This is a genomic window from Pedobacter sp. B4419 (genome assembly GCF_059693725.1).
In genome coordinates this window covers 2,196,056-2,218,753 of the sequence record NZ_JCASSL010000002.1, presented here as the reverse complement: position 1 = coordinate 2,218,753, position 22,698 = coordinate 2,196,056, and the positions used below count along the sequence as shown (strand labels likewise).

Sequence of the window (22,698 nt, the reverse complement as noted above, 5' to 3'; positions counted from 1 at the left end):
CAAATTTTGCATTCTATTATTTCACCACCAGCCATCATGCATGTCCCCCTTTGGAGGGTGCAGGGGGAGGATTATTCACCATCCCCCATTTATGCCAGCGAGGATATTGGATGCATAAAACTTACGCTTCCTCTTCTGTATATTTTTTGAAACTATCTAAAATCGCTTGCCAGCCACCTTGTTGCATTTCAATCGGATTGGTATCTTCTGGATCAAAAGTTTCGGTCACCTTGGTACTGATGCCCAAGTCTTCGAATACGATTTTTACTTTCCTTCCGTCTTCCATGGCATAGGCAATCAGTTTGTGTGGTTCTACCTCACTATATACGCCACCGAAGTCGAAGCTAAAGCTGCCGGCTTTCGCAGCCATGGTAGTTTTGAATTTTCCGTCTACACGAAGATCATTTTCGGCATAGGGCGCATGCCAGTCTGGCGAAGCTTGGCACCATTTGGTGATGTGCTCGGGCTCGTTCCACGATTTCCAAACTTTTTCTACAGGCGCATTAATTACGGCGCTAACGGTGATTGGGGTTTTAGTTGCAGTTTCCATTGTTTTATTTTTAATTTTTTTTGTTCGTTTTGATGAAGGTAAAGTTAGGGCAACATTTGGAAACTGATTATGGGCAAATGTGACAAATATAGGGTGCAAATAACGCCATCACCAGTGAATGGGCTACATAGATATAGTTTTAAGGCCCAAAACCAGGCAATAAAGCTAAAACAATAAGAGATGAGTTGTAATTAATCGAGGTAGCGTTCAACCCGATTTTGGAAATCGTCGATATTAAAGGGCTTGCTGATGAAATCTTCGGCACAAGCCTCTTTGAACATATCTTTCTTTTGGGCATTGGCTGACATTAGTATGATCGGAATATCGGCAAATTGCTGATCAGCCTTGAGCTGTTTGCAAATTTCGAGGCCATTTCCATCCGGCAACATGATATCTAGCACAATCACATCAGGATGAGCCTCTTCAATTGCCTTCGTAAAAGAGGTGGCATCAGGGTACATGGTCACATCATAATTGTCGCCTACCAGGATGTAACCAATCAAATCCCTAATGTCTTCGTTGTCTTCAACAATGTAAATGTTTTTCTTCATGTGGGTTGTGTAATGTAGGGCCTTATTGATAAACAAAATCTATCTCGGCCTGTTTCATTTTTTTTCTATTACCGGAAGCCTAAAGCTAAAAACCGAACCTTTTTTATATTCGCTCTCTACTTCTATCTGCCCATGGTGCCTTTCCACAATTTCTTTGCTGATGTAAAGGCCTAAACCTAAGCCAGAGATATTGCTGTTTATGCCCTCTACCCTATAAAACTGGCTAAAAATACCCTTCAGGTTTTCTTTGCTGATGCCAAAGCCTTTGTCGCTTACCGAAACCACTGCTTCATTATTTTCGAGCCTCACCTCAACATCAACCTGGTTGGCCTCTGGCGAATATTTGACTGCATTGCCAACTAAATTGGTCATTACCTGTTCCAGTCTTATTTTATCGCCCGCTATCCAAATCGGTTCTCCATGCTGATAGCTGAGCTGATGGGTATTGGTGGTGGTTCTTAAGCCTTCGATTACCTCGTCTAAGAAACTGGTCAATTCGATTTCCTCTATATCAAGTTGCAGCTTACCTGCCTGTACCTTGGCAATATCGAACAAATCGGTGATCAGGACATTAAGTTTGGCCAACTGATTGATGGCTTTGTTGATAAAAACCGAGTTTCTCTCGTCGTTTATCTTTTTCTGTAGCAATTGCATATAACCGTTCATGGAAGTTAACGGCGTTTTGAGTTCGTGGGTAGCAAGGGCAATAAATTCGTCTTTCTTTCGGCTGAGTTCCTTTACTTCCTCAAATAATTTGGAATTATCCAATGCCACCGAAGTCTGCGAGGCCAAGCTCACTACGAGGTCTTCATGTTCAGCCTTAAATATGCCTGGTTCTGGATGGCCAAAGAACAGTCCTCCCAGCACATTGCCATTGGTAGAAACTACCGGAACAGCTAAATAACTTACTACAGGCAAATGTCCTTTTGGCATGCCAAAATACGGGCTGTTTTTTCCATACCGCGGATCCTTCGTGATGTCATCAACCCTTACTACTCCTTCTCCTTTAAATGTTGGATCGAAAACAGCTGTATTACGGGGCATCTCGAATTTTTCAAAAGCCGAACGCGGAACGCCAGATAAGGTGTACAGCATAAAAGCCTCGCCATTTTCGTCAATTGTATTGTAAAAGAAAGCACCAAAAGCAGCCCCAACCAATTGCGTAGTGGCATCGGTTACTTTTTGCAAGATAAACTCTACATCCATTTTTTCGGAAATGAGCTTACCAATAGAATTGAGTATTTGTAGTTTCTTAACCTGCTGGTTAATGATTTCTTTTGCTTGTTTTTCCTGGCTAATGTCCCTGGCAATTTTTGAAGCCCCTACCACAAAACCATTAATATCCTTCACGGGCGAAACGGTTAGGGAAATATCCAGCTCATGCCCCAGTTTATGCAGGCGCGTAGTTTCAAAATGGTCTATCCTGTTGCCTTCCTTGATATTGGTGATAATCCGATCTTCTTCCTGGATTCTGTATGGAGGGATTAGCTTGGTAACATGCTGCCCAATCATCTCTTCTTCCGTATAGCCAAAAATACGAAATGCGCCTTCGTTCCAGCTGGTAATATAGCCTTCGAGCGTTTTGCTGATAATGGCATCGTCAGAGCCTTCGATAATGGAGGCCAACAAATTATGCTTCTCATCGGTAAATCTTTCTATGCCTAAATTACGCAACACGTAAGAAATCCCAATCAATTGCCCCACATCATTTTTTAAAGGATAGGCAATCAAAGAAACAAATACCTCTTTGTCACTTTTTTGCGACCTATAGCTTTCTAACTTAACTATAGTGTCTTTATGCTTAATATCATTTAAAATCTCGTCCTGCTCGTGTTCAAGTCTCAAGGGTACCAGCACATTAATGCTTTTGCCTATGATTTCTTCTTCGCTATAGCCAAATAGCTTCTCTGCACCTTTATTCCAGCTATTAATGTTGTTGTTCAGGTCCTGAGAAAACATAGCATCGCCAAAACCTTCTATAACTTTGGCTAATGTGCTCAGCTCTGCCTGCGATTTATTCTTCATTAGTTGTTTGCTTGTCACCTTGTGGTTAAGGTACTAAAGATTAAGTACAATTTAAGGGGTAGTTTTGTTTAAAATATATTGTAGCCAACTCAATGGTATAATGTTAACTGCAAATTGTGAGGTGCTCCATTTCCATCTTATCTCTTCCATTTAAATTTTTTAGCTTTATGTTTTAAGCGCTTAATCCCTATGGCCGACCTTATTTTGCTCAAACATGCACTTCATGCCTTTGCCGGCATAGACGAAGATTCCTTCGCACTCGCCGCCCCTTTTTGGCAACAAAAACAATATGCGAAGGGCGAATTTTATAACGAATACAAAAACGTATGCAAACACCTGGGCTTTATTATAGATGGTGTTTTCAGAACGTACTATGTAAATACCGATACCGGCGAAGAGAAGAACATCTTTTTCTTTTCGCAGCATCAGATTATTGTTTCTTACAAAAGCTTCGTAAACCAGGCACCTTGTAACTACCATACCGAATCGATGACAAATGCCCACATTTTGTATATTACTTATGCCCAATTGGAACAGCTGTACAAACAATCGCACCAGTGGGAGCGTTTTGGCAGGCTCATTGCCGAAAAAGCATTTAATTTGGCCATGGGCAGGGCCGAAGATTTTATTTTTCAAACGCCCGAACAACGTTATACGGAACTGATGGCAGCCCATCCCGATATTACGAATGTGGTGCCTTTGTATCATATTGCTTCTTATTTGGGCATTCAAGGTCCATCGTTAAGCCGGATCAGAAAAAGAATGGTAGGGCGCTGACGATTTTAACCTAGGTTAAAATTATTGATAGGAATAGTGCGGAAATTTGGTCTATCAAATTAAAAGAAACAAGATCATGAAAACTATCAATTCTAAAACCGTATTATTTGTTACCGGAAACTTTGTAAGCCACCATGGCTGGGACGATTGGAAAACCTATTTCGAAAAACAAGGCTATACCACCTTGGCACCTGCCTGGCCTTTTAAAGATGCCCCTGCAGCCGAACTTAGGCAAAGACATCCAGACAAAGACATTGCCTCTTTAAGATTAACCCAAGTGGTGGATTATTTCGCCGATATCATTAAATCATTGCCTGAAAAACCAATCATCATTGGCCACTCTATGGGCGGATTGATTACCCAATTGTTGCTGAACCGTGGCTTGGCCGCCGCTGCCGTTACCATCCACTCTGTGCCTCCACAAGGCGTATTGGCCACCAAGTTCTCTTTCTATAAAGCTACCTGGGGACCATTAGGCTTCTTTACTTCAGCCAACAACACCTTTCTGATGTCGTTTCCGCAGTGGCAATATGCCTTTACCAATGGCATGTCGCTGGCCGAGCAACAAGAAGCTTATGACGCTAATGTTATTCCAGAATCTAAACGCATTTCTAGAGATGGCCTCAGTAGTGCGGCTCAAATAGACTTTAAAAAAGCACATGCACCATTGTTGTTCGTGGCCGGAGAAAAAGACAATATTATGCCTGCCTCCTTAAACTACAGTAATTACAAAAGATACAAAAACACAGATTCTATTACCGATTTCAAAGAATTTAAAGGTCGTAACCACTTTGTATTGGGACAAGCAACCTGGAGAGAAAATGCCGATTATATTTTAAACTGGATCGATGCACATTAACAAAGCCAAACCGAAACATCCCTTCTTTTAGCCTTGCAAACGAAAATAGTTGGCAAGGCTATTTTTTGTGGGCTGATCGCCTCCAAATAAATCCATCCAATACATAATGGGTTGATTGGGGCAACGATAAAAGCGGCACCAAAAAGGCTAACAAACTTGCGTTTTCAATTACCGGCAGATGGGAAAAGAAGCCAAACACTTGTTCATGTTCGCGCCAAACGAAACCATCCCATAAACCTTCCTCTACATACGCAAACCCTATAATAACCAGTATAAACAGCACTATGCCGTAATGGCCAAAGCTGAGCCGTAACAATTTATTGGCCGAAGCGCTTTGCTTTTGGTATCGCTTTTTTTCAAAAAACCAAATGAGCGCCATGTAGGGAATACCATGAGAAATTACGTTTAGAGTGGTAAAGGCCATATCGCCGTTGAAATAAACAATACCGAAATACCATGACAAAAAAGTGCCGATAACCAAAAGGTTTCGAGGCAGGTTGAATTGATTTCCCCTTAACAAAACCACTGTCTCTTTTAAAATATAAACTACTATAACCAGTACATAAATCCAATTTGAAAACTGAAGCAGCAAGGGTGAATTGAAATAATAAAAATCGCCATTAATAAACCAGTTGAAATTGCGGTTGCCCTTTAAATGCCAATATAAAATTGGATAGATCGTAGCGGCATAGATGGCTATTTTATCGATCAGTTTGATGGTTTTTCCTGCATTTTCCTTTCTTGAATACAGTCGCATAAAGCCATACTGTTGTCTAATGAAATGAAATACTGCGAGGTAGGCTAGTATCCGCCAAAACCAAAGCGAATCCAACTGATAAAGTACTACGCCCACTACATAACAGCCAATCGGAATAAGTGTAAGCAGGTACCTGTTTTGCAATAGGGCGCCGGGGTTAAAGTAGGTGCGATACAAAGTAGAATAGACATGGGCAACATCAACAAAAACCACCAAGATGAGCCAGTATTGCAAAGGCATGGCATTGCTTACCTTAAATTGAGCGGGAAACAACAGCACCAGCAACAACGACACAAAGGGTGGAGACAAGATAAAAACCAGATCCGAAACCGGCGAATTGAGCCAGGGTTGTTTAGCGACTTGTTCAGTTTTATCCATGTTGAGCTAATCTTTCTTTGGCGGCGCTTATGCCTTGTTCAAAACCTTCTTCAAATAAAGAAATGCCACTTAAATCGGTATGGGCGAAGAAAATCCGATTGTTTATTGATCGTTTAACCGCCTGCCTATCCTTTCCCCAAATATAGCCAACACTCGGACTAACCATTCCGTGCCCCCAGAGCCATACATCTACATTTTCGATAAAATCGGTAATGCCAGGATGCATAAACTCCAACTCCGGAATAATCAGGTCAAGCCATTGTTCATAGCTGCGCGCATAAGCTGCCAAACGCGATAAGCGTGGCTCGTAGTCGCAAAGAGGCAAATAAAAGCTGATGACCTTATCTTTTTGGCTGACCAATAAACGTTGCTGTCCGGCATATACATAACCCACAGAAGCCGTTCCATAGGCTACATTATCCCATGCCAGGCCTTCAAAAGGAAAGCCTTTAACGGTAACATTGGCCACCATCCATGGCGCATAGGTTATTCTATCGGCAGCAAAACTTCTATCTATTGTACTTAAAATACGCTGGTTTACAAATTGGGGCGAGGCCATGATCACATGTTCAGCCACAACAACTGACACCGTGTTTGCTAACAGGTCGAGAACTTTTACATCAACCCGCCCATCAGGTCTCATTTCCAAGCCAACAGCCATACTCGATTTTCGGATATGTTCACTGAGCTTTTCTGCCATACGCTGTACCAACCAGCCATTACCTTCGGGCCAGGTTAACACTGCCCCAGGTGCAGCATTAGCCGCCTTGCCCTTATGGCCAGCAAAATAATTCAGTCCGGCCCAAGCCGAAACCTTTTCCAGCTTTTGCCCATAATCGTCTTTGCAACAATATTCTAAATACCAATACAAATATTTAGAACCATAGCCTTTATCCTGCAGGTATTGCTTAAAAGAAAGCTGGTCAAGCTTGCGATAGCTTTCATCGGCAGAAGAATGATCAACCGGAATATTAAAGGCATATTTTCCATCGGTTCCTCTTGCTTCCCTCAATTGCTCGATCTCTTTAAAAAAAGCTTCCAGCTCCTGTGTGTCTTTTGCTGATGCGCCAAACTTTGGAATGATCCCCTCCTGCCATTGTCCATTAAGGAGCAACCGCTCTTCGGGATCGAAACACAGATAATATTCATTGTATACCGGCAAATCGTTTTCAAAATGCGAAATCACTTCGATTTCTTTCAAAAAATCGATCAGATGCTGGTTTTCGTTATTGGCGATGGTAATGTAATGGGCACCTAAGGGATAAGGCGAAACACGATTGTTCATCGTATGCGAATTGCCACCAACATGGTTTTCCAATTCTAAAATTTCGAAGTGCTCAAAGCCTTGCTGTTTTAGCCATCTACCGGCCGATAGTCCCGAAATACCAGAGCCAATAATCAGGGTATCGACCGTTCTTGTTGCTGTAGGCGCAGGCAATGGCGTTTTATCCCTTAGCATATGGCCCGCTTTGGCATTAGGCCCCATTAGCTTGCCTTCAATGTGTTTATATTTACCAGTCGATTTTATCTTTTTGAGACAGCCTTGCAACAAAGTCGTGCCCATGACCAAGCCGGCTCGTAATAAAAATCCTTTTCTGCTAAAACTGTAGGCCATGTTACTGATAGGTTACGGCGCCCCACTCCTCTTCAAAATACTTAACCAAAGCCTGATTGTTCAGCTTATTGATTTCGGTTTTCACCTTAGCCATGTCTTTAGGAAAATAAAGCATTTGGTTTAAGCTTTGTGGCGAGATAAATCTGGTACCTGCCGGAAAAGTTTGGGGTATTTTATAATTGGGTTGTGGTTTGGCCAATATGTAGCCCCACTCGCCAAAAGATGGCACATAATTATGATAAGGTATGGTAAAAAAACCAACCGACTGCAATGTTTCGTTAACGCACCAAAAAGATTTTGGCGCCACATAAGGCGAAGTAGATTGTACCACGATCATTCCATCGGGCGCAACCAAATCGTGTATCAATTTATAAAAGGTATTGGTGTATAGCTTGCCCACCGAATAGTTGGAAGGATCGGGGAAATCGACAATGATAAAATCGTAGCGCCCTTTTTGCGATCGGGCCCAGGTAAATGCATCAGCGTTGATGACCTCCACTTTAGGCGAAAGCAAGGACTTTTTATTGAGATCGACCAAAAGATTACTGGTTTTGAACAAATTGGTCATGCCAGCATCCAGGTCTACCAAAGTAATCTTTTTTACGTTTGGATATTTTAAAATTTCCCTTACTGCCAAACCATCGCCACCACCCATTACCAATACATTTTGTGCCTTTGGCAAGGCGGCCAGGCCGGGATGCACCAAAGCTTCGTGGTAACGGTACTCATCATCTGAACTGAACTGCAGGTTGCCATTGAGGTAAAGCTTGAGCACTTTGGCTCTTTTGGTAAGCACGATACGCTGATAGGAAGTACTTTTAGAATAGATAATGGTATCGTTGTAGCCCAAACTCTCGGCATAGCTGGTAATGTTATTGGCCAGCACAAAGCCAATCAGCAATGCAAAAAGGCAAAGCATAGAAGCAGTTTTGAGGTAAGCTGCCCTCCTGATTTCCTTTTCGAAGGCAAAACATACAATCAGGGCTATGATAATGTTTAGGATACCAAAAAGAAAAGAGGTCCTGATTAGCCCCAAATAAGGAATGAGGAGCAGCGGAAATACAATGGAAGCCAATAAAGCACCAATGTAATCGAAGGTAAAAACTTTTGAAACCAGGTCCTTAAATTCATACCTGTCTTTGAGTATCCGCATGAGCAATGGAATTTCCAGCCCTACCAAAATACCCGTCATCGCCACCAAGCTGTAAAGAACAATGCGAAAAGAAGCTACGCTTTCAAAAACCAAGTACAAAATACTTGAGCTGGTGCCTCCTACAATACCTACAAGGATTTCGATCTGGATAAACCAGAATAAGATATGCTTGTCAAAATATTTAGAAATCCATGAGCCAATCCCCATCGAAAAGAGGTAAAGACCGATGATGGTCGAAAACTGTGTCACTGAATCACCCAGCAGGTAACTGGCTAATGTACCCGCAACCAATTCGTAGATGAGCCCGCAAGTGGCTACTACAAACACAGAAATCAACAATAAAGCTGGTAGTCTCTTAGTCACCCTTAACCATGAATAGAAGAACTGATGATCAGTGCAATGGCCAAAATAAACGCGGCACATACAATGGCCAAAGCGATATTCTGTTTCTCCACAATTTCCTTCCAAAGATTTTCTGGCGTAATTTTTTCGATAATCCAGAAGGCTGCGACCAGGATAATAATGCCCAGCACCGAATACAGCACGGAGGCCGTAACGTATTTGTAATTAATTAGATCGTTAAAAGTCATATCTTTTTATTTATGATGAAATCTAGTTCCGTAACCTCGGTAAATCCTATTGCCGGTGTACTCGGTATTTTTCTCTACTTTGTCTCCAAAAATGGCCCTGCCATAATAAGAGGAATAGGCATAATAGCCAACGAAGGCAATGCCCAGTACCAAATAAATATATCTAGCCGTATTTTTCATGAGTTGCTTCCAAAAGGTGAATAATCGCTGTTCTGCCAGCGCCTACGTTCAAAAAATTGCATCCGCAAGAAAACAAGAATGGGATAGGCACATAAAATAAGCAGCCAAACCACAATGTTTCTCCATAAGATGGTATTGGCCTTAATATTTACGCTCATCGAACTTAATCCCGAATCTCCTGATGCAGGATAAATATTCAAATGGTATTTCCCTTTGGGAATTTCTGAGAGCAGCACCTTTGTGGTCCGTTCGCCTTCGCTCCAACGCTCTCCATCCTCAACACCTTCATAATATTCTATTCCCTTGGTCACCTCCCAGGTCTTGTTACTTGCTTCATTTACCAAAACTACGGTAGCTTCTAGCCAGTTATTGTTTACTTGACTAGAACTCAGTTCCATATCCAAGGCAGTAGAAACCTCATCTACCTCAAATGTAGGCGAGCGAAAGGCCTTAAATTCATTGGCACCTTTTTGGGGTTCGTAGGTGAGATTGAAGGTTTCAGCCATAATGTTTTTCTCAGGCCTTATCTGAGAACGCACCAGTTCGATCACAAATACGGCCAGCATCAAAAATAAAGTGGTTGTAATTACCCATGGCCACAGCAGCTGGGCTTTTGATGGCTGATTAGCTCCAACCCCTTGCCTCTCGGGAAAGAGCTTGACTTCTAAATTAAAGGCTTGTGCAACAGCAGCCGGCTCTAGGTATTCGCCTCTATAATATTGGTATTCTTTACTGCTGCCCTTTTCAATTTCTTGAGAAATGATAAATGGCGGAGCGATATATTCTCTAATTCTTAACCTCTCCTCGTAGATGTTCCAATCAAACTCGCCTTTAGCTGCCACCAAAAATGGAGAATACTTATTAAACAGCCGGTAAGTTGCCCGCTCGTAATTGATCACTACATCATCAATTTTATCAAGACCAGGCAAAAAGTTATTGCCAAAAATGATATTCCAATGTCCTTGGTACTCGCTTAGGGTAGCATAACCCTTTTCATAGTTGTAGAGCAGGTACTCATGCCAGGTATAGGCAGGATTATGTTCATCTTTTTCAAGAATGGCAATCACCTTAAAAGGGATACCTTTGAGCGTTCCTTCTGTTCCCAAAGGGATAACCGTATCCAATCTAAAATCCCCAATATTTTTTAATTTGACAGGTTTTTCATCAATAAACTGGATAAAAGATTGACAATGGTTGCAGGTGCAAAATTCGCTTCCCGCCGGATCAAGCAACTTGATTGTTAATTTGCAATGCGGACAATCAACAGTCTCGGGTATTGGGAACGAAGTTAATGAGGTACTAGCCATATTATCTGATCAATTCCGTGTGTTGACGTTCGATTGCTTCAAAAAAATCAAGCACCTGTTTACAGATGGCCTTCACTTTTTCGGTATTGTCTTTTTGGTAGTTAGAGAGGAAGATATCAAACGTAGCCAAGCCAAATTCAGGCCAGGTGTGAATAGATAAATGCGACTCGGTTAAACAGATGACTGCAGTAAAGCCGCCGCCGTCAAAATCATGGTAAACCTCGCCCACCTTTGCCAAGCCATGCTGCTGCACTAAACCATCAAAAAAAATTCTGCAAGGGGCATGGGCTGATAAATACTCGGTTTTCTTCGAATCGAATTCAGAAAGTATGTGTAATCCCGGTTGGTAGATCATTGAAAAGCGTAAATCAAAAGCGATTCTCAAAAATAGCAAAGTTTTTTACTTCGCCAATATTTTCAATATCGATATCCCTGTAGCTCTTGCGCTTTTGGGCAGCAGTGCCTATATTTGTTTGAAGGAAATGGTGTCTTCCTAATTGAACCGCCCTAAAAAAGCTGATGACGCCTGGTTATGGATGTTAAAACATTTAATCAGGATCGTTATGCCTTTAAAAACACAAAAAAACCTCAGCAAAAAAGCAAGCCTGCAATTTCGCCTATTTTGCAGAAAGTACCCCACCCTACCTTATTTGTTTAAATGGCTATGCATTTGTGCAGTGATTGGCGCATTGGTTGGATCGGCCTCGGCTGGCTTTTTAGAAAGCCTAAATTGGGTAACGGCCTATCGAGAAAACCATCTTTGGATCATTGCGCTTTTACCTCTTGCGGGTTTAGCCATCGGTTTGCTTTATCATTATTATGGCAAAGATGTTGAGGCGGGCAATAACCTGCTCATTAAAACCTATCACGAACCGCTACAAACCATTCCTTTTAAAATGGCGCCTTTTGTTTACCTGGGCACTATGGCTACACATCTGTTTGGAGGTTCTGCCGGTCGAGAAGGTACGGCTTTGCAAATGGCCGGCGCCATAGCCGATCAGTTGAGCAAACCTTTAAGGCTCAGCAAAAGCGATAGGCAAACCTTATTGGTCGCTGCTGTGGCCGCTGGCTTTGGTTCGGTTTTCGGCACGCCACTGGCTGGAGCGGTATTCGGATTAGAGCTTTTCTTGATTGGCAAATTGAAATACGACGCTATTTTTCCGGCATTTATGGCCGCTATCTTAGCCGATTTAACAACCAGGCTTTGGCATGTCCACCATACGGCTTACCAGATCAATAGCATTCCCGATATCTCGCTATTGCCCATGCTCTATGCGCTCGTTGCCGGCTTGGCTTTTGGACTATGCGCAGCCAGCTTTAGCAAACTCATGCATTTGGCCAGTTCCACATTCAAGAAATTGATCAAGTATCCACCTTTGAGACCAGTTATTGGAGGAATTATTGTTGTTGCAGCAGTTTGGGGACTAGGTACTACACAATATATTGGCTTAGGCATCCCAACGCTAATTACCTCTTTTAATACGCAACTAGGACCTGAAGTTTTTATACTGAAAATAGCCTTTACCATCTTAACCTTGTCGACCGGCTTTAAGGGTGGAGAAGTTACTCCCCTCTTTTTTATCGGTGCGGCCTTGGGCAGTGCACTTTCGTTTTGGTTGCCCTTGCCTACCGGCTTATTGGCAGGCATGGGTTTTGTAGCGGTATTTGCTGGCGCTACCAATACGCCTTTGGCCTGTACGGTAATGGCCATAGAGCTATTCGGTGCCGATTGTGGCCTATATGTGGCCATTGCCTGTGTAACTGCCTACCTTATTTCGGGCAATAACGGCATTTACCGTGGCCAGGTAATTGGCGAGGCCAAACAAAGTCGCTTCAAGACGCTCAATAATAAGCGACTGGAAGAACTTTAATCAATTAACATGAGTTGGGTGTACCCTTCTTTGTAAAGCAAAAACTGTGTATTTGTTGGTGTTCTTCACCAACAAATAAAGGAAATATTCTTGTGCGATCAGACCATAGTGGTTTTTCTAAATCACTGGTGAAGAACACCAACAATAGCTAAATTAATTAGGCACGGCGTAAAAATCCTGCATTGAACGAGTGTAAATGCAGTAATCTACTTTCATCTGCCAGAAATCTATTTTGCTAAGTTCTGGGGCACCTTCTGGCACCAGCATCAGCGAGCGCTTCCCGTCAATGGTAAAACTTTGGCCGGCAGGCAAAGAGCGGTTATCCAAAGCGGTATCAAAGTAGTAGAGATAGTCGTTGGCAAATGCTACATAGTCTTTTTTAACAATTTTATCTCTGCTGGCAATTACTACCTTATCATAATCATGGCTCAAAGCACGCTGAAACTCTACGGCATTTAAGGGTTCTCCGTTTAAAGTTGGCATGGCATTAAACTGCCCATCTACATAGGCCCATTTTTTTAAATCGTTGAGGTAAACTTCCGTCACTACATGGCCCGGCGACCCTTGGCGGGTAGAAGCGTCTTTGGTTTTAAGGTAAAGTACCCTAGCTTTAAAGCCATTGGCAATAAGTTGGTCGCGCAATACAATCGAATAGGCAAAACAAGGGAATTCGCCACCAGCTTTTGCTTCTTTCAAAATCGTAAGGGCATCACTTTTTGATGGAGTACTATTGCCATTGTGTTTCCATTGGTGATGAGTCCAGTTTAAAATAGACAATACTTTTTCTTTCTCGCTTTTATCATTTTTGATTACCTGTGCCAACGGATATTGGTTACGCAAGGTATCGAAATAGGTTCCGGCAGGTTTTTCGTAAAAAATCTTGATATTGTTGTTCTTGCCCGAAGTGCCATAGGTGAGCTTTTCCCATTGGTAAGGCGAGGCCGACACCAGCGTATGTGCGGGCTCCTTATCACCCCATTTGATATAAAACGATTTGGTTTCACCTGTATTTATCTTAAAGGCGATGCTGTCCTTATCCGTTCTAAAAGCTACGTCCTCACTTTTTTCGTAAAGCTTGATCTTAAGGCTATCATTTGCTTCCTGGGGAGAGATACGCCATCTTTTCTCGTACCAGTCTTTGCCAATGCGGATATCGATGCTCTCCACACCCGAAGCAATCAGAGGTTTGTTTTTATAAGTTCGTTGGGCATTTGCATTAAAGGCAAATAATCCACCCATCAGGATAAGGGCACAGCTATAGATCTTCATTGTTTTTTGATTTGGTTTTAGAGGTAGACGACGAAATTAGGCTAAAAGTTGCATGATCAAAACAAAGGTAAACTATTATCGAGCAACAAAATAGCTACAATTTAATTTTGTATTTGCTAAAAATATTAGTATATTAGCTTTTATAATCCTAAGATTTTTATCATGGCAACAAAAACTGCGTATGCATTTTACGAGCATCTGCTCCTGCTTTCTCCCGACCAGAGGGTAAATGCCGAAATTATGGAAATTAAAACAGCCTATAGCAATGATTACGGCTTATCTAGCGCAATAAGGTCAAAACCGCACATTACCTTAGCTAATTTTGGACAGTTCGAGAGCATGGAAAGGCCCATTGTTGAGGGTTTTGAAAAATTGGCCAAGGCCATACCACCAACTACGATCAAACTATCTGGCTTTGGACAGTTTAATTACCGCACCATTTATGTAAATGTGCTTAAAAACAAGCCAATTGCCCGTGGCGTAAGTGCGATGAAGCTCAGGTTGGCCAAAAAGCTGAATGCCTTAGATACTTTTAAGCCTTCATTTACCAGCAATTTGCACTTAACCATTGCCAGAAACATTGCTGCCCCACAATTTGAACTGGCTTGGGAAAAATGGGGAAAAAGAAGATACAATGCTTCTTTTGCCGCCAACGGCATGCTGTTGATGAAACGCGAAATCGATCCGGTTACCTTTCAGCCAAAAGAAAGCTATCGGCTGATCAAATATTTTCCCTTTACCGGAAAAGAAGACCAAGCCGAACAATTGGCTCTATTTTAAACCATCTCTTTTTCAAAGATTTCTTGGATCTGGGCAAGTTGTTCAGCATACATAGTTTTGCTCCTCGTGCCAAAATACAGGGTATTTTCAATGATGTTTTCTCCTTCCCAGATGATTTTTACCTGACCGGCATCCAATTCTTTTTTAGAGAGGAAGTCTGGAACGACCGCAAAACCACTCCTGCCACTTAGGCAACGCAAGATGGAACAGATATTAGGTACAATAAAGTTAGGCCTGAAATCTGGGCGTTTATCAAAATTCTGGTACCAGAAGCGCCTCAAGTGCTCCATATCACCAGTAGTGCCATACCATGTCTGCGTTTTTAGCCATTGCTCGGCTTCAGGTAGTTCTTTTGCTTGGATCAATTTTTCGAATGCCGTTGTATCTGTTTCTTTGCCTGCCACCAGCACCAAACGTTCTTTAAAAAATGGCTTGTACACCAAGTTCTTATAATCTCCCCGCTGTGGCGTAATGATCATATCTAGGATGCCATTGTCCAAATCGGCCAGCATTTCTGGGTATTCCCCAAACTTGATAATCACATTAAAATCCAAAGTGGGCAGATAAGGCTCTAAAGTAAATTGAAAAGTTTCGAAGCACATACCGATGCTGACCGTAGGGATGTCTTTTTCAGTACTCTTTTTAAAATGTTCTTCGGCTTCCTGCAGTTTCCCAATGGGCTCCAGCACAAAATTATACAGGATTTTCCCACGCTCCGTTGGCACCATTTTCCGAGAACTCCGATCAAAAAGTTTATAACCCACATAAGATTCGAGGGAACTCAGGTGCAGACTCACTCCAGGTTGTGAAATATAAAGTGCTTCTGCAGCGCCAGTGAGCGAACCTGTTTCATAAATCGCCTTGAAAGTGCGAAACCATTCTAGATTTACCATTGTTTTGTCATCATAATTATGATACAAATATATAATTTATATTATTTTAATAGTAAATAAAACTGCGGTAATTTTGTTTCATCAATTAGAAAGATCATGGAATTCAAAAAAATATTTATCATTAATGGCGGTCAGGTCTTCGGACATTCGGGTGGCCGCTTCAATAAAACCCTTACCGATTTTAGCGTAGATTTTTTGGGCAAACTGCCTGGAGTGACTGTCCGTTCAACAGACATTAACGATGTTTACGATTTAGACAAAGAAGTAGAAAACTTTGTTTGGGCCGACCTGATCATCTACCATACCCCAATTTGGTGGTTTCAGGTACCTAATGGACTGAAGAAATACATCGATGAAGTATTCACAGCTGGACATCAAACAGGCATTTACCATAGTGATGGGCGTTCATCGGCCAATCCGGAAATTAACTATGGCACCGGAGGCATGCTGCATGGCCGCCACTATATGGTAACCAGCAGCTGGAATGCACCTGCTACGGCTTTTACCCTGCCAGGAGAATTTTTTAACGAGAAAAGTGTAGACGAAGGCGTGCTGTTTGGCTTTCACCGCATGAATGCCTTTACTGGAATGAAACCCATACCAGGCATCCATTTTCATGATGTAGAAAAGAATGCTGATATTCATCGCGACTTAAAATATTACGAGCAGCACCTAATCGATTTATTCAACCTTAAAAACATTCCCCATGAGCATCTATCTCACAGCCTTAGTTAAAAGCAAAGCCGGAAAAGCTGAAGAATTAAAAGCCATTTTGAAAAACATGGTGGTTCATTCAAGGCAAGAAGAAGCCTGCATCCAATATGACTTGCATCAATCAGCCGAAGATGAAAACATTTTTATTTTTCATGAAGAATGGGCAAGTGAAGCAGGCTTAGCCGCACATAACCAGCAACCCTACTTGACCGGGTTTGCGGCAGTGGCACCTGAGTTAACCGAAGGCGCACCGGTAATCCACCTGACGAAAAAGGTAAGTTAACAACGATACAAATAAAAAGCCCCGAATTAATTCGAGGCTTTTTTCTTTTAATCTTGAGCGTCGTAGATTACTACTTTCTCAAAGAAAACACGAAACTCGTCTAAGAATGCCTTGTGTATAGGGTGCACCTGGTAAACATCATGTGCTGCGAGGTCTTCGAAGAAAAGAACCAAGCTAAAGGTATAGGTTGTATCCACCACAGCCCTTTCGATAGGCGCAGGCGTACCAATATGGTGAGATTTTACAATGTCAATATGCTCGAGGGTTTGCAGGCCTTTTAGAAAGGCAGCTTTTTGCTCGGTACTCGTATCAGCTTTTAGCCAAAACAAAACGTGGTGTGCTATCATGTTCAAATTTTTTGGCCAATTTAAGAAGTAAATCTATGTTTTCTATAAGCTAGTTTTGAAACAATGTTTTTATAGCAATTTTATAGGTAGAATTATTAACTGCAACTCCATTTACCGCATCTTCTACTAAATAAATGGTAAATACGCTAAAATCGCCAGAAGCAGAAAATGGCATGGCTCTTGAAATCAGCCTTTGTTTTGTTTTTGAATCTAAAATAAAAATAGAACCTGTTTTATTGGCTGCGGTGAATCTGTTTACGTTAATGTATCCATCAAATTTCCCACTTACTTTTTCTAAAGTATCGGCAGGCACCAGTTTATTGGTAGCAGGGTTATTGAAATAAAAGGCCAGATCAACTTGATCTGCGAATATATGTGGCGCAAAATTAGCCACCTTTACCTTAATAAAACCGGCCACTGGCTTGGGCTCGTCTGCCTGATTGTTTTCTAATATAATAGGCTTAATGCTCGTTACAGGCTGAAACAAAATCCAGTTGCTCGACTTATTGGCCTTCGCACTATAAACAGTGTCTAAAAAAGTTTGTCCAGTTTTGTCTTTAAAAGCAATTTTCCCCTGTCCTACGGGGATCTTGATGTTACTGAACTTCGCTGCCGCAGTAGATACAATTAACGGAGCATTGTTATAGGTTATTGATATTTCCTCGTTTGGATAAGTAGTTTGATTGCTCAAGTTCAGAAACCCAAACTGGGTGGTTTCTACGATTTGTTTTTTACAGGCAAAAAGCAAGATGCCGCATATTGCAAGCAGAAAGCTGTATTTGAAGAATTTGATCATTACGTTAATTAAAAGATTTAAATAAAGACAACTTCCCAATGGGAAGTTGTCTTTTGAAATTTGAAAAAGAGATTAGTAAACCTTGTTCTGAGTAGCAAACAATGTCCAGTTCTTTAACCAAGTATTACCTGCACTCACAGATGGATCAATAGCACCTTTGTATGGGCTACCTGCAGCTGGAGATGAAGAGGCTGCATCAGGGATCAATTGATCAACATCCAAACCTGCAACATCACTTACATAAAATGGAGAACCAATACCATCGCCGAACAATAAATAGTTTTCAGCTGGATCAGCATTGCTTGATGGAGTTACCGCACCACCAGTTAAGCCAAAAGCATGAAGGATATTATTTGCATAAGTACCAGAAGCACCATTCTCGTTAGTTACACCTACAGGGAAACCAGCAATTACCGAATATTGGATATCAAAGGTTGCATTTCTTCTGAAACGAGCACCGATTTTAAGCGCTGCATTGTTTGAGCTTGTACCCAAAAGCGTAAGATTTCTTAATACTGGGTGGGTTAATGGAGTTAAGCCACTACCAGTTTTATCGTTATCGCACTCGATACCGTTAGCATCAGATGAACCACCTGAAGTACTGTGTGTAGAATTTAAAGCTTTTACACCTACTGCATACTGAATAGTACCAGTATAACCGAAGTCGAAATCGAAATCATCGTCATCGCCACCAGCAGCAACCAAGTGAGAAGCATTTACGGTTCCACCAAAGAACTCGAAGCTATCATCTCTAGAATAAGTTACTTGGATATGGTTCAAAGTAGTACCTGAACCTACGCCACCACAAGTTAAACCGTTGATTTCGTTGTTTGCGAACAACACAAAACCAGGGTACTCGATACGTACATATTCCATGATACCTGAGTTATCGCTAGCGTTCGAACCACCATAAGTAATGTCAACAGCCGCTGGAGGAATTGGCAAGCCTTCGATTACGGTAGAAGTTGGCTGATTGATTGGAGCAGAACCTAATAAAATAACACCAGCAAAATCGCCAGGCGCCCTGCTGCCAGGAGCATTTGGAGAAGTAAATACGATTGGATTGGCTTCAGTTCCTTGTGCATCAATTTTAGCACCTTTTACTACAACCAATACACCATGAATGTCTTTAGTTACCGTAACACCACCTTCAATACCTGTATAGGTTTTGTCAACGCCTGCCGAAAGGATAGTGCCTGCAGGAATTTTTAAGGTTTTGCCACTTGGCACATAGCTTACGCCATCAATTAACCATACTTTATTGCTGGTTAGGTTAATGATGTTGTCTGTTGCGTTTCCATCAAAGTTATCCTGAATTACGCCATCAGCGTCAACTGGAATACTTTGAGTTGGGTTAGTGAATCCTGCTGATTTTGAACGATTGAAGTTACCGCTTCCACCGTTGCTGAAATCTTTCTTGCAGCTTGTCATTAAGGCTGCGATAGCTACCATAGCTACCACTCCCGTTTTGATTTGTTTTACCATTTTTTTTGATTTTTTGGTTTTAATTTTTAGTAATGCTAAGATAAAATTGCTATGTTAATAAATTGTTATTTTAATGATATAATTATCTGATTATCAATTATTTAAATAAGAAATCACACTATTTTAACTTGTCAAAAATTATAGGTAAAAATTAAACTGTAAGCACGCCCATAAGTGGTTTTGTAGCGCAGGTTATCGCCGTTTTCAGCTTCGTAGTTGTCTGTACCTTTTGTTCTTACAAAGTTTGTAGCTCCGGCTTCTTGCTGCCAAGAATTTCTGTTGTTATAAAATTGGTCGGAGGTATTGAGCACATTGCTAATGTTAAGCTTAATTTCTGCTTTTTGCTTCAGCAATTTTCCGCTAAGCTGCAGGTCTAGCAAGTTGCGGGCACGTTGAAATTCGGTTTGGGCAGGATCTGCCGAAATCAGGTAAGAGCGGTAGCCCGAACGGTTAAAGCTTAAAGTAGCACCCGCATAAGCAGATTGATAACCCAAGCCTGCATTAATAATATAAGGAGACTGGCCGATTAAAGGGCGTTTTAAAGGCTGTACAACTTCTATGTTTTCTGGCTGCGCAGTTGGATTGGCAGGATTATAAGCAGGGTTTTTTACGATGGAAACCGTTTTCACTTCGCTCCAGATATAAGCCGCATTACCGAAGAAATTGAAGTTGGCCAAACGATCACTGATAAAATTAAGGGATTTGCGAAACTCCATTTCTACACCTGTATTTTTTGCAGCATGCTGGTTTTGATAAGTTAAGGTAACCGTTGATGCGCCAGGGCTTAAATCAACAAGCTCTACCGGACGGTCGAGGTATTTGTAAAAAGCAGATACCGATAAAATTTCACTCGGAGTTGGGTAAAATTCGAAACGCAAATCGCTGTTATGGATCTTGGTACTACTTAGGTTGCCACCTCTAATCGTTGCCTGTAAGATCGGATCGGGGAACCCAAAAGTTGAGGTTTCGCGAAAATCTGGCCTGATCATGGTTTTGGCATAAGAAGCCCTGATATTTATGCGCTCAGTTAAGCTATAAATGGCATTGATCGAAGGCAAGAAATTCCAGTTCTTCTCTCCGGTCAATATAGGCTTGGCGGTATTGACCACCACACCCGGATTTTGTTGTTCGAACAATTGTCTCCTTCTAATTTCTTCTTCTTACCTATTAGCCAGGTTAAAGTTTTCTGCCCTTACCCCATAAACCAAGCGCAGTTTTTGAAAAAATCGTTGGTCAAGCATCACGTAGGCCGCATGGTATTTTGAATTGGCATTGTATACGCCACCAGCGCTTTCTTGGTCTATAAAATAATAGGCCTGATTTACACCATAGCCAACTTTTTCTGGGCTAAGTAGAGTTTCATAAAGGTCGGTAGTGGTATGGGTATCGTTTTTGGCATAGATTTTAGCCAAAGTGATGTCTTGCGTCCTTTTTTTGTTCCAGCCGGCATAACCTATTTTAACCAAGCTTTTATCTTTCAAAAAATTGAATGGATAGCTTGCGTTTAAGGCCCAGTTCAAATCTCTTTCCTTAATGGCTGTCCAGAAACGATAATCCCAAACATAATTACCCACTGTAGTTCCTGTGGTGGTTAAATTTGGCTCTTGGTAATAGCTGCCAAAGGTATTTTCGAGCTCTCTATAAATGAACCTACGTGTATCTTTATGATCTTGATGTAGATTGGTATAACCGGCACTCCAATCGAGCTTAAGCCCTTTTGTACCAAAAGTATGTTCGCCTTCCAGCTTATGCTGCCGAATAGTAGAAAATACAGGATCAACAAAATTAAGCTCTTGCTTTCTTTCCGAATCATAGGTAATACCCTTACCTTGATAATATTCCTCATTTAAGATATGGGTATATACATTTTTTACATTTATCTTAAATGTTTTGCCTTGTATACCTCCATTCACTACCGCGCCTATATTGGTATTAAACAAATAGTCGTTACCCGTAATTACGCGACTTGGCGCCAAAATATTATCATTGCTACCTAAACCCCTAACTGAAGTAAAAGGATTGATTTGTTGCGTATTGCGATAAGTTAAACCTGCTACAAAACCCACTTTAAGGCCTTTGTCTTCATTTAGATTGTATAACCTGCCCAAAGTGAGGCGATAGTTTTGATTAGGCGCAGCCGTATAAGTGTATCGCTTAAAACCCTCTGGATTAAACTGCTTGCTTTGCTCAATGGCTCCGGCATAACCTGTTTTAAAACCTCGGCTATTGGTGGCTTCAATCCGGGGGTCATCTTGGCCATTAGCCAGACTCCATGCCACCAAGTTTTGTGGCATTTTGCGCCTGCCATCATCAAAGCCAAAATAATCACTTTTTCCTCTTCCGCCAGCAGATAAAAAATCTTTGCCAGTGCTTTGGTCGTTATAGCCTGTACCCAAACTAAAGGTCAGGAAGTTGTGATTAGGGATCGACAATGTATTTACCATTACCTGTCCGCCTACAAATTCGGCAGGCACATCTGGTGTTGCGGTTTTGTTTACTATTACATTGCTGATCAATTCGGTTGGCACAACATCAAAAGAGAAGTTTCGACGGTTTAGATCGGTATTGGGCATGGTAATGCCATCAATCAATGCCTGATTGTAACGCTCGGTTAAGCCACGCACCACTACATATTTATTGTCCAAAGTGGTGATGCCGCTCACTCTTTTCAGTACTGCACCCACATTGTTATCAGGCGTGCGCGCAATCTGCTCGGCCGAAATACCATCGGTTACCGAAGCGGCGTTTTTTTGTTGTGCGTATAATCCTGCCACCGATTCCTTTTTGAAGGAAGAAGTAACCAGCACTTCCTTTAACGAACTCGAAGCCGCTTTAAGTGCCACATCAAGGTTGGTGGTTTCGCCCGATTTGACAACCACACCCGTAATGCGTTTGCTTTGGTAAGAAATATAGCTTACTTCCAAGGTATAGGTACCTGGCTCCAAACTCAATTGATAGGAACCATCAACACTACTTTGGATGACTTTGTTCAATTCTACCACTTTTATTCCGGCTCCCGGCAAAGTCTCGCCTTTCTCGTCGATGATAAGCCCGGCAATACGGCCATTAGCAGGCTTTCTTTCAACCACTTTAGGCTTGGTATAGTTTACCGAAATAGATTTGTTGACCAACGAAAAGCTAAGGCCGGTTTTAGTCAGTTCTGTTAATATTTTGCCAAGAGCAGTTTTGTTATAATTGATGTTCTCCAGCTCTACCTTATCCAGCAGGTTATCGTAAAAAAAACGATAGGAAGTCTGTTGCCCCAATGCCTTGAGCAAGGTGCTTGCATTTACTTTATTGTACTTTACGGTTATTGGATCGGCAATTTTGTCATAAGCTTGGGCATAGAGCGGTGTACTGAAGACAAGAAGCGAGAGGAAAAGATAGAAGCTGAGAGGGTTACGATATTTTTTTACCCATATATCCGTTAGGATATGAATATTTAATTGCATATTTTCGTTAAATTTTTTACGATTTTTTTGTACAAAATTTTAATTTTTAGTAGCGGGGTTGCTATC

General features: G+C 41.6%; 23 protein-coding genes and 1 riboswitch. Of the genes, 6 read left to right on the top strand and 17 right to left on the bottom strand.

Annotation, left to right across the window (positions count from 1 at the left end):
• Positions 1 to 121 precede the first annotated feature (121 nt).
• The 3 genes from AC570H_RS21115 to AC570H_RS21105 all read right to left on the bottom strand — a co-directional run bounded on the left by AC570H_RS21115 (position 122) and on the right by AC570H_RS21105 (position 3,126).
• Positions 122 to 550: an SRPBCC family protein gene (locus tag AC570H_RS21115; RefSeq protein ID WP_497358652.1), complete on the bottom strand. Its 429-nt coding sequence runs from the start codon at positions 548 to 550 to the stop codon at positions 122 to 124.
• 191 nt (positions 551 to 741) lie between these two features.
• Positions 742 to 1,101 (bottom strand): response regulator transcription factor, encoded by a 360-nt coding sequence (locus AC570H_RS21110; RefSeq protein ID WP_497358650.1) that lies wholly within the window; start codon positions 1,099 to 1,101, stop codon positions 742 to 744.
• A 54-nt stretch (positions 1,102 to 1,155) separates the two neighbouring features.
• A complete protein-coding gene (locus AC570H_RS21105) occupies positions 1,156 to 3,126 on the bottom strand; it encodes a PAS domain-containing sensor histidine kinase (protein WP_497358648.1) in 1,971 nt (656 codons plus the stop codon).
• 189 nt (positions 3,127 to 3,315) lie between these two features.
• On the opposite strand from AC570H_RS21105, the gene AC570H_RS21100 reads away from it, so the two are divergent.
• On the top strand, positions 3,316 to 3,903 hold the full coding sequence (locus AC570H_RS21100) for a Crp/Fnr family transcriptional regulator (protein WP_497358646.1): 588 nt from the start codon (positions 3,316 to 3,318) through the stop codon (positions 3,901 to 3,903).
• 76 nt (positions 3,904 to 3,979) lie between these two features.
• The gene (locus tag AC570H_RS21095) at positions 3,980 to 4,762 is read left to right on the top strand and encodes an alpha/beta hydrolase (protein ID WP_497358644.1); all 783 of its coding nucleotides are present in this window, start codon (positions 3,980 to 3,982) and stop codon (positions 4,760 to 4,762) included.
• 58 nt (positions 4,763 to 4,820) lie between these two features.
• Here AC570H_RS21095 and AC570H_RS21090 read toward each other — a convergent pair whose 3' ends face one another.
• The 7 genes from AC570H_RS21090 to AC570H_RS21060 form a co-directional block, all read right to left on the bottom strand.
• Positions 4,821 to 5,897, bottom strand: a complete 1,077-nt coding sequence (locus tag AC570H_RS21090; protein ID WP_497358642.1) for a hypothetical protein — start codon at positions 5,895 to 5,897, stop codon at positions 4,821 to 4,823.
• Positions 5,890 to 7,512, bottom strand: coding sequence for an FAD-dependent oxidoreductase (locus tag AC570H_RS21085; RefSeq protein ID WP_497358640.1), 1,623 nt, complete (start codon positions 7,510 to 7,512; stop codon positions 5,890 to 5,892). The genes AC570H_RS21090 and AC570H_RS21085 overlap by 8 nt, the downstream gene beginning before the upstream one ends.
• Position 7,513: 1 nt before the next feature.
• Positions 7,514 to 9,028 carry a polyamine aminopropyltransferase gene (locus AC570H_RS21080; RefSeq protein WP_497358638.1) on the bottom strand — a complete coding sequence of 505 codons (1,515 nt, stop codon included), beginning with the start codon at positions 9,026 to 9,028 and terminating at the stop codon, positions 7,514 to 7,516.
• Positions 9,029 to 9,030: 2 nt separating this feature from the next.
• The gene (locus AC570H_RS21075; protein ID WP_497358636.1) at positions 9,031 to 9,255 is read right to left on the bottom strand and encodes a DUF350 domain-containing protein; all 225 of its coding nucleotides are present in this window, start codon (positions 9,253 to 9,255) and stop codon (positions 9,031 to 9,033) included.
• Between the two features lie 6 nt (positions 9,256 to 9,261).
• Entirely contained in the window at positions 9,262 to 9,435 is a 174-nt protein-coding gene (locus AC570H_RS21070; protein WP_497358634.1) for a hypothetical protein, read from the bottom strand.
• Positions 9,432 to 10,559 (bottom strand): DUF4178 domain-containing protein, encoded by a 1,128-nt coding sequence (locus AC570H_RS21065; protein ID WP_497358633.1) that lies wholly within the window; start codon positions 10,557 to 10,559, stop codon positions 9,432 to 9,434. Before AC570H_RS21065 ends, AC570H_RS21070 begins: the two co-directional genes overlap by 4 nt.
• A 184-nt stretch (positions 10,560 to 10,743) precedes the next feature.
• The gene (locus tag AC570H_RS21060) at positions 10,744 to 11,097 is read right to left on the bottom strand and encodes an S-adenosylmethionine decarboxylase family protein (RefSeq protein ID WP_497358631.1); all 354 of its coding nucleotides are present in this window, start codon (positions 11,095 to 11,097) and stop codon (positions 10,744 to 10,746) included.
• A gap of 114 nt (positions 11,098 to 11,211) precedes the next feature.
• A riboswitch (Fluoride riboswitch) is annotated at positions 11,212 to 11,278 on the top strand.
• Between the two features lie 27 nt (positions 11,279 to 11,305).
• Between AC570H_RS21060 and AC570H_RS21055 the strand changes: the two genes are divergently transcribed.
• Complete coding sequence (locus tag AC570H_RS21055; protein WP_497358629.1) at positions 11,306 to 12,613, top strand: voltage-gated chloride channel family protein; 1,308 nt, start codon at positions 11,306 to 11,308, stop codon at positions 12,611 to 12,613.
• A 153-nt stretch (positions 12,614 to 12,766) separates the two neighbouring features.
• Here AC570H_RS21055 and AC570H_RS21050 read toward each other — a convergent pair whose 3' ends face one another.
• Positions 12,767 to 13,882, bottom strand: coding sequence for a transglutaminase domain-containing protein (locus tag AC570H_RS21050; protein ID WP_497358627.1), 1,116 nt, complete (start codon positions 13,880 to 13,882; stop codon positions 12,767 to 12,769).
• Between the two features lie 162 nt (positions 13,883 to 14,044).
• On the opposite strand from AC570H_RS21050, the gene AC570H_RS21045 reads away from it, so the two are divergent.
• Positions 14,045 to 14,662, top strand: coding sequence for a 2'-5' RNA ligase family protein (locus tag AC570H_RS21045; RefSeq protein ID WP_497358625.1), 618 nt, complete (start codon positions 14,045 to 14,047; stop codon positions 14,660 to 14,662).
• Here AC570H_RS21045 and AC570H_RS21040 read toward each other — a convergent pair.
• Positions 14,659 to 15,555 carry a LysR family transcriptional regulator gene (locus tag AC570H_RS21040; RefSeq protein ID WP_497358623.1) on the bottom strand — a complete coding sequence of 299 codons (897 nt, stop codon included), beginning with the start codon at positions 15,553 to 15,555 and terminating at the stop codon, positions 14,659 to 14,661. The two genes, AC570H_RS21045 and AC570H_RS21040, sit on opposite strands and share 4 nt — an antisense overlap.
• A gap of 96 nt (positions 15,556 to 15,651) precedes the next feature.
• Here AC570H_RS21040 and AC570H_RS21035 point away from each other — a divergent pair, with 96 nt between their 5' ends.
• Positions 15,652 to 16,290 (top strand): NAD(P)H-dependent oxidoreductase, encoded by a 639-nt coding sequence (locus tag AC570H_RS21035; RefSeq protein WP_497358621.1) that lies wholly within the window; start codon positions 15,652 to 15,654, stop codon positions 16,288 to 16,290.
• Positions 16,262 to 16,552, top strand: coding sequence for a putative quinol monooxygenase (locus tag AC570H_RS21030; RefSeq protein ID WP_497358619.1), 291 nt, complete (start codon positions 16,262 to 16,264; stop codon positions 16,550 to 16,552). The genes AC570H_RS21035 and AC570H_RS21030 overlap by 29 nt, the downstream gene beginning before the upstream one ends.
• 47 nt (positions 16,553 to 16,599) lie before the next feature.
• Here the strand turns inward: AC570H_RS21030 and AC570H_RS21025 are convergent, their stop codons facing one another.
• The 5 genes from AC570H_RS21025 to AC570H_RS21005 all read right to left on the bottom strand — a co-directional run bounded on the left by AC570H_RS21025 (position 16,600) and on the right by AC570H_RS21005 (position 22,632).
• On the bottom strand, positions 16,600 to 16,899 hold the full coding sequence (locus AC570H_RS21025) for a Dabb family protein (protein WP_497358617.1): 300 nt from the start codon (positions 16,897 to 16,899) through the stop codon (positions 16,600 to 16,602).
• Positions 16,900 to 16,948: 49 nt separating this feature from the next.
• Entirely contained in the window at positions 16,949 to 17,695 is a 747-nt protein-coding gene (locus AC570H_RS21020; RefSeq protein ID WP_497358615.1) for a hypothetical protein, read from the bottom strand.
• A gap of 72 nt (positions 17,696 to 17,767) precedes the next feature.
• Positions 17,768 to 19,180: a beta-helix domain-containing protein gene (locus tag AC570H_RS21015; protein WP_497358613.1), complete on the bottom strand. Its 1,413-nt coding sequence runs from the start codon at positions 19,178 to 19,180 to the stop codon at positions 17,768 to 17,770.
• A gap of 131 nt (positions 19,181 to 19,311) precedes the next feature.
• Positions 19,312 to 20,316, bottom strand: coding sequence for a TonB-dependent receptor domain-containing protein (locus AC570H_RS21010; protein WP_497358611.1), 1,005 nt, complete (start codon positions 20,314 to 20,316; stop codon positions 19,312 to 19,314).
• A 24-nt stretch (positions 20,317 to 20,340) separates the two neighbouring features.
• A complete protein-coding gene (locus AC570H_RS21005) occupies positions 20,341 to 22,632 on the bottom strand; it encodes a TonB-dependent receptor (RefSeq protein WP_497358609.1) in 2,292 nt (763 codons plus the stop codon).
• Between the last annotated feature and the right edge of the window lie 66 nt (positions 22,633 to 22,698).

Bases quoted from the DNA above. Each gene is read 5' to 3' on its own strand.
- AC570H_RS21115 (WP_497358652.1), bottom strand. From the start codon at position 550: ATGGAAACTGCAACTAAAACCCCAATCACCGTTAGCGCCGTAATTAAT.
- AC570H_RS21110 (WP_497358650.1), bottom strand. From the start codon at position 1,101: ATGAAGAAAAACATTTACATTGTTGAAGACAACGAAGACATTAGGGAT.
- AC570H_RS21105 (WP_497358648.1), bottom strand. From the start codon at position 3,126: ATGAAGAATAAATCGCAGGCAGAGCTGAGCACATTAGCCAAAGTTATA.
- AC570H_RS21100 (WP_497358646.1), top strand. From the start codon at position 3,316: ATGGCCGACCTTATTTTGCTCAAACATGCACTTCATGCCTTTGCCGGC.
- AC570H_RS21095 (WP_497358644.1), top strand. From the start codon at position 3,980: ATGAAAACTATCAATTCTAAAACCGTATTATTTGTTACCGGAAACTTT.
- AC570H_RS21090 (WP_497358642.1), bottom strand. From the start codon at position 5,897: ATGGATAAAACTGAACAAGTCGCTAAACAACCCTGGCTCAATTCGCCG.
- AC570H_RS21085 (WP_497358640.1), bottom strand. From the start codon at position 7,512: ATGGCCTACAGTTTTAGCAGAAAAGGATTTTTATTACGAGCCGGCTTG.
- AC570H_RS21075 (WP_497358636.1), bottom strand. From the start codon at position 9,255: ATGACTTTTAACGATCTAATTAATTACAAATACGTTACGGCCTCCGTG.
- AC570H_RS21070 (WP_497358634.1), bottom strand. From the start codon at position 9,435: ATGAAAAATACGGCTAGATATATTTATTTGGTACTGGGCATTGCCTTC.
- AC570H_RS21060 (WP_497358631.1), bottom strand. From the start codon at position 11,097: ATGATCTACCAACCGGGATTACACATACTTTCTGAATTCGATTCGAAG.
- AC570H_RS21055 (WP_497358629.1), top strand. From the start codon at position 11,306: ATGCCTTTAAAAACACAAAAAAACCTCAGCAAAAAAGCAAGCCTGCAA.
- AC570H_RS21050 (WP_497358627.1), bottom strand. From the start codon at position 13,882: ATGAAGATCTATAGCTGTGCCCTTATCCTGATGGGTGGATTATTTGCC.
- AC570H_RS21045 (WP_497358625.1), top strand. From the start codon at position 14,045: ATGGCAACAAAAACTGCGTATGCATTTTACGAGCATCTGCTCCTGCTT.
- AC570H_RS21040 (WP_497358623.1), bottom strand. From the start codon at position 15,555: ATGGTAAATCTAGAATGGTTTCGCACTTTCAAGGCGATTTATGAAACA.
- AC570H_RS21035 (WP_497358621.1), top strand. From the start codon at position 15,652: ATGGAATTCAAAAAAATATTTATCATTAATGGCGGTCAGGTCTTCGGA.
- AC570H_RS21030 (WP_497358619.1), top strand. From the start codon at position 16,262: ATGAGCATCTATCTCACAGCCTTAGTTAAAAGCAAAGCCGGAAAAGCT.
- AC570H_RS21025 (WP_497358617.1), bottom strand. From the start codon at position 16,899: ATGATAGCACACCACGTTTTGTTTTGGCTAAAAGCTGATACGAGTACC.
- AC570H_RS21020 (WP_497358615.1), bottom strand. From the start codon at position 17,695: ATGATCAAATTCTTCAAATACAGCTTTCTGCTTGCAATATGCGGCATC.
- AC570H_RS21015 (WP_497358613.1), bottom strand. From the start codon at position 19,180: ATGGTAAAACAAATCAAAACGGGAGTGGTAGCTATGGTAGCTATCGCA.
- AC570H_RS21005 (WP_497358609.1), bottom strand. From the start codon at position 22,632: ATGCAATTAAATATTCATATCCTAACGGATATATGGGTAAAAAAATAT.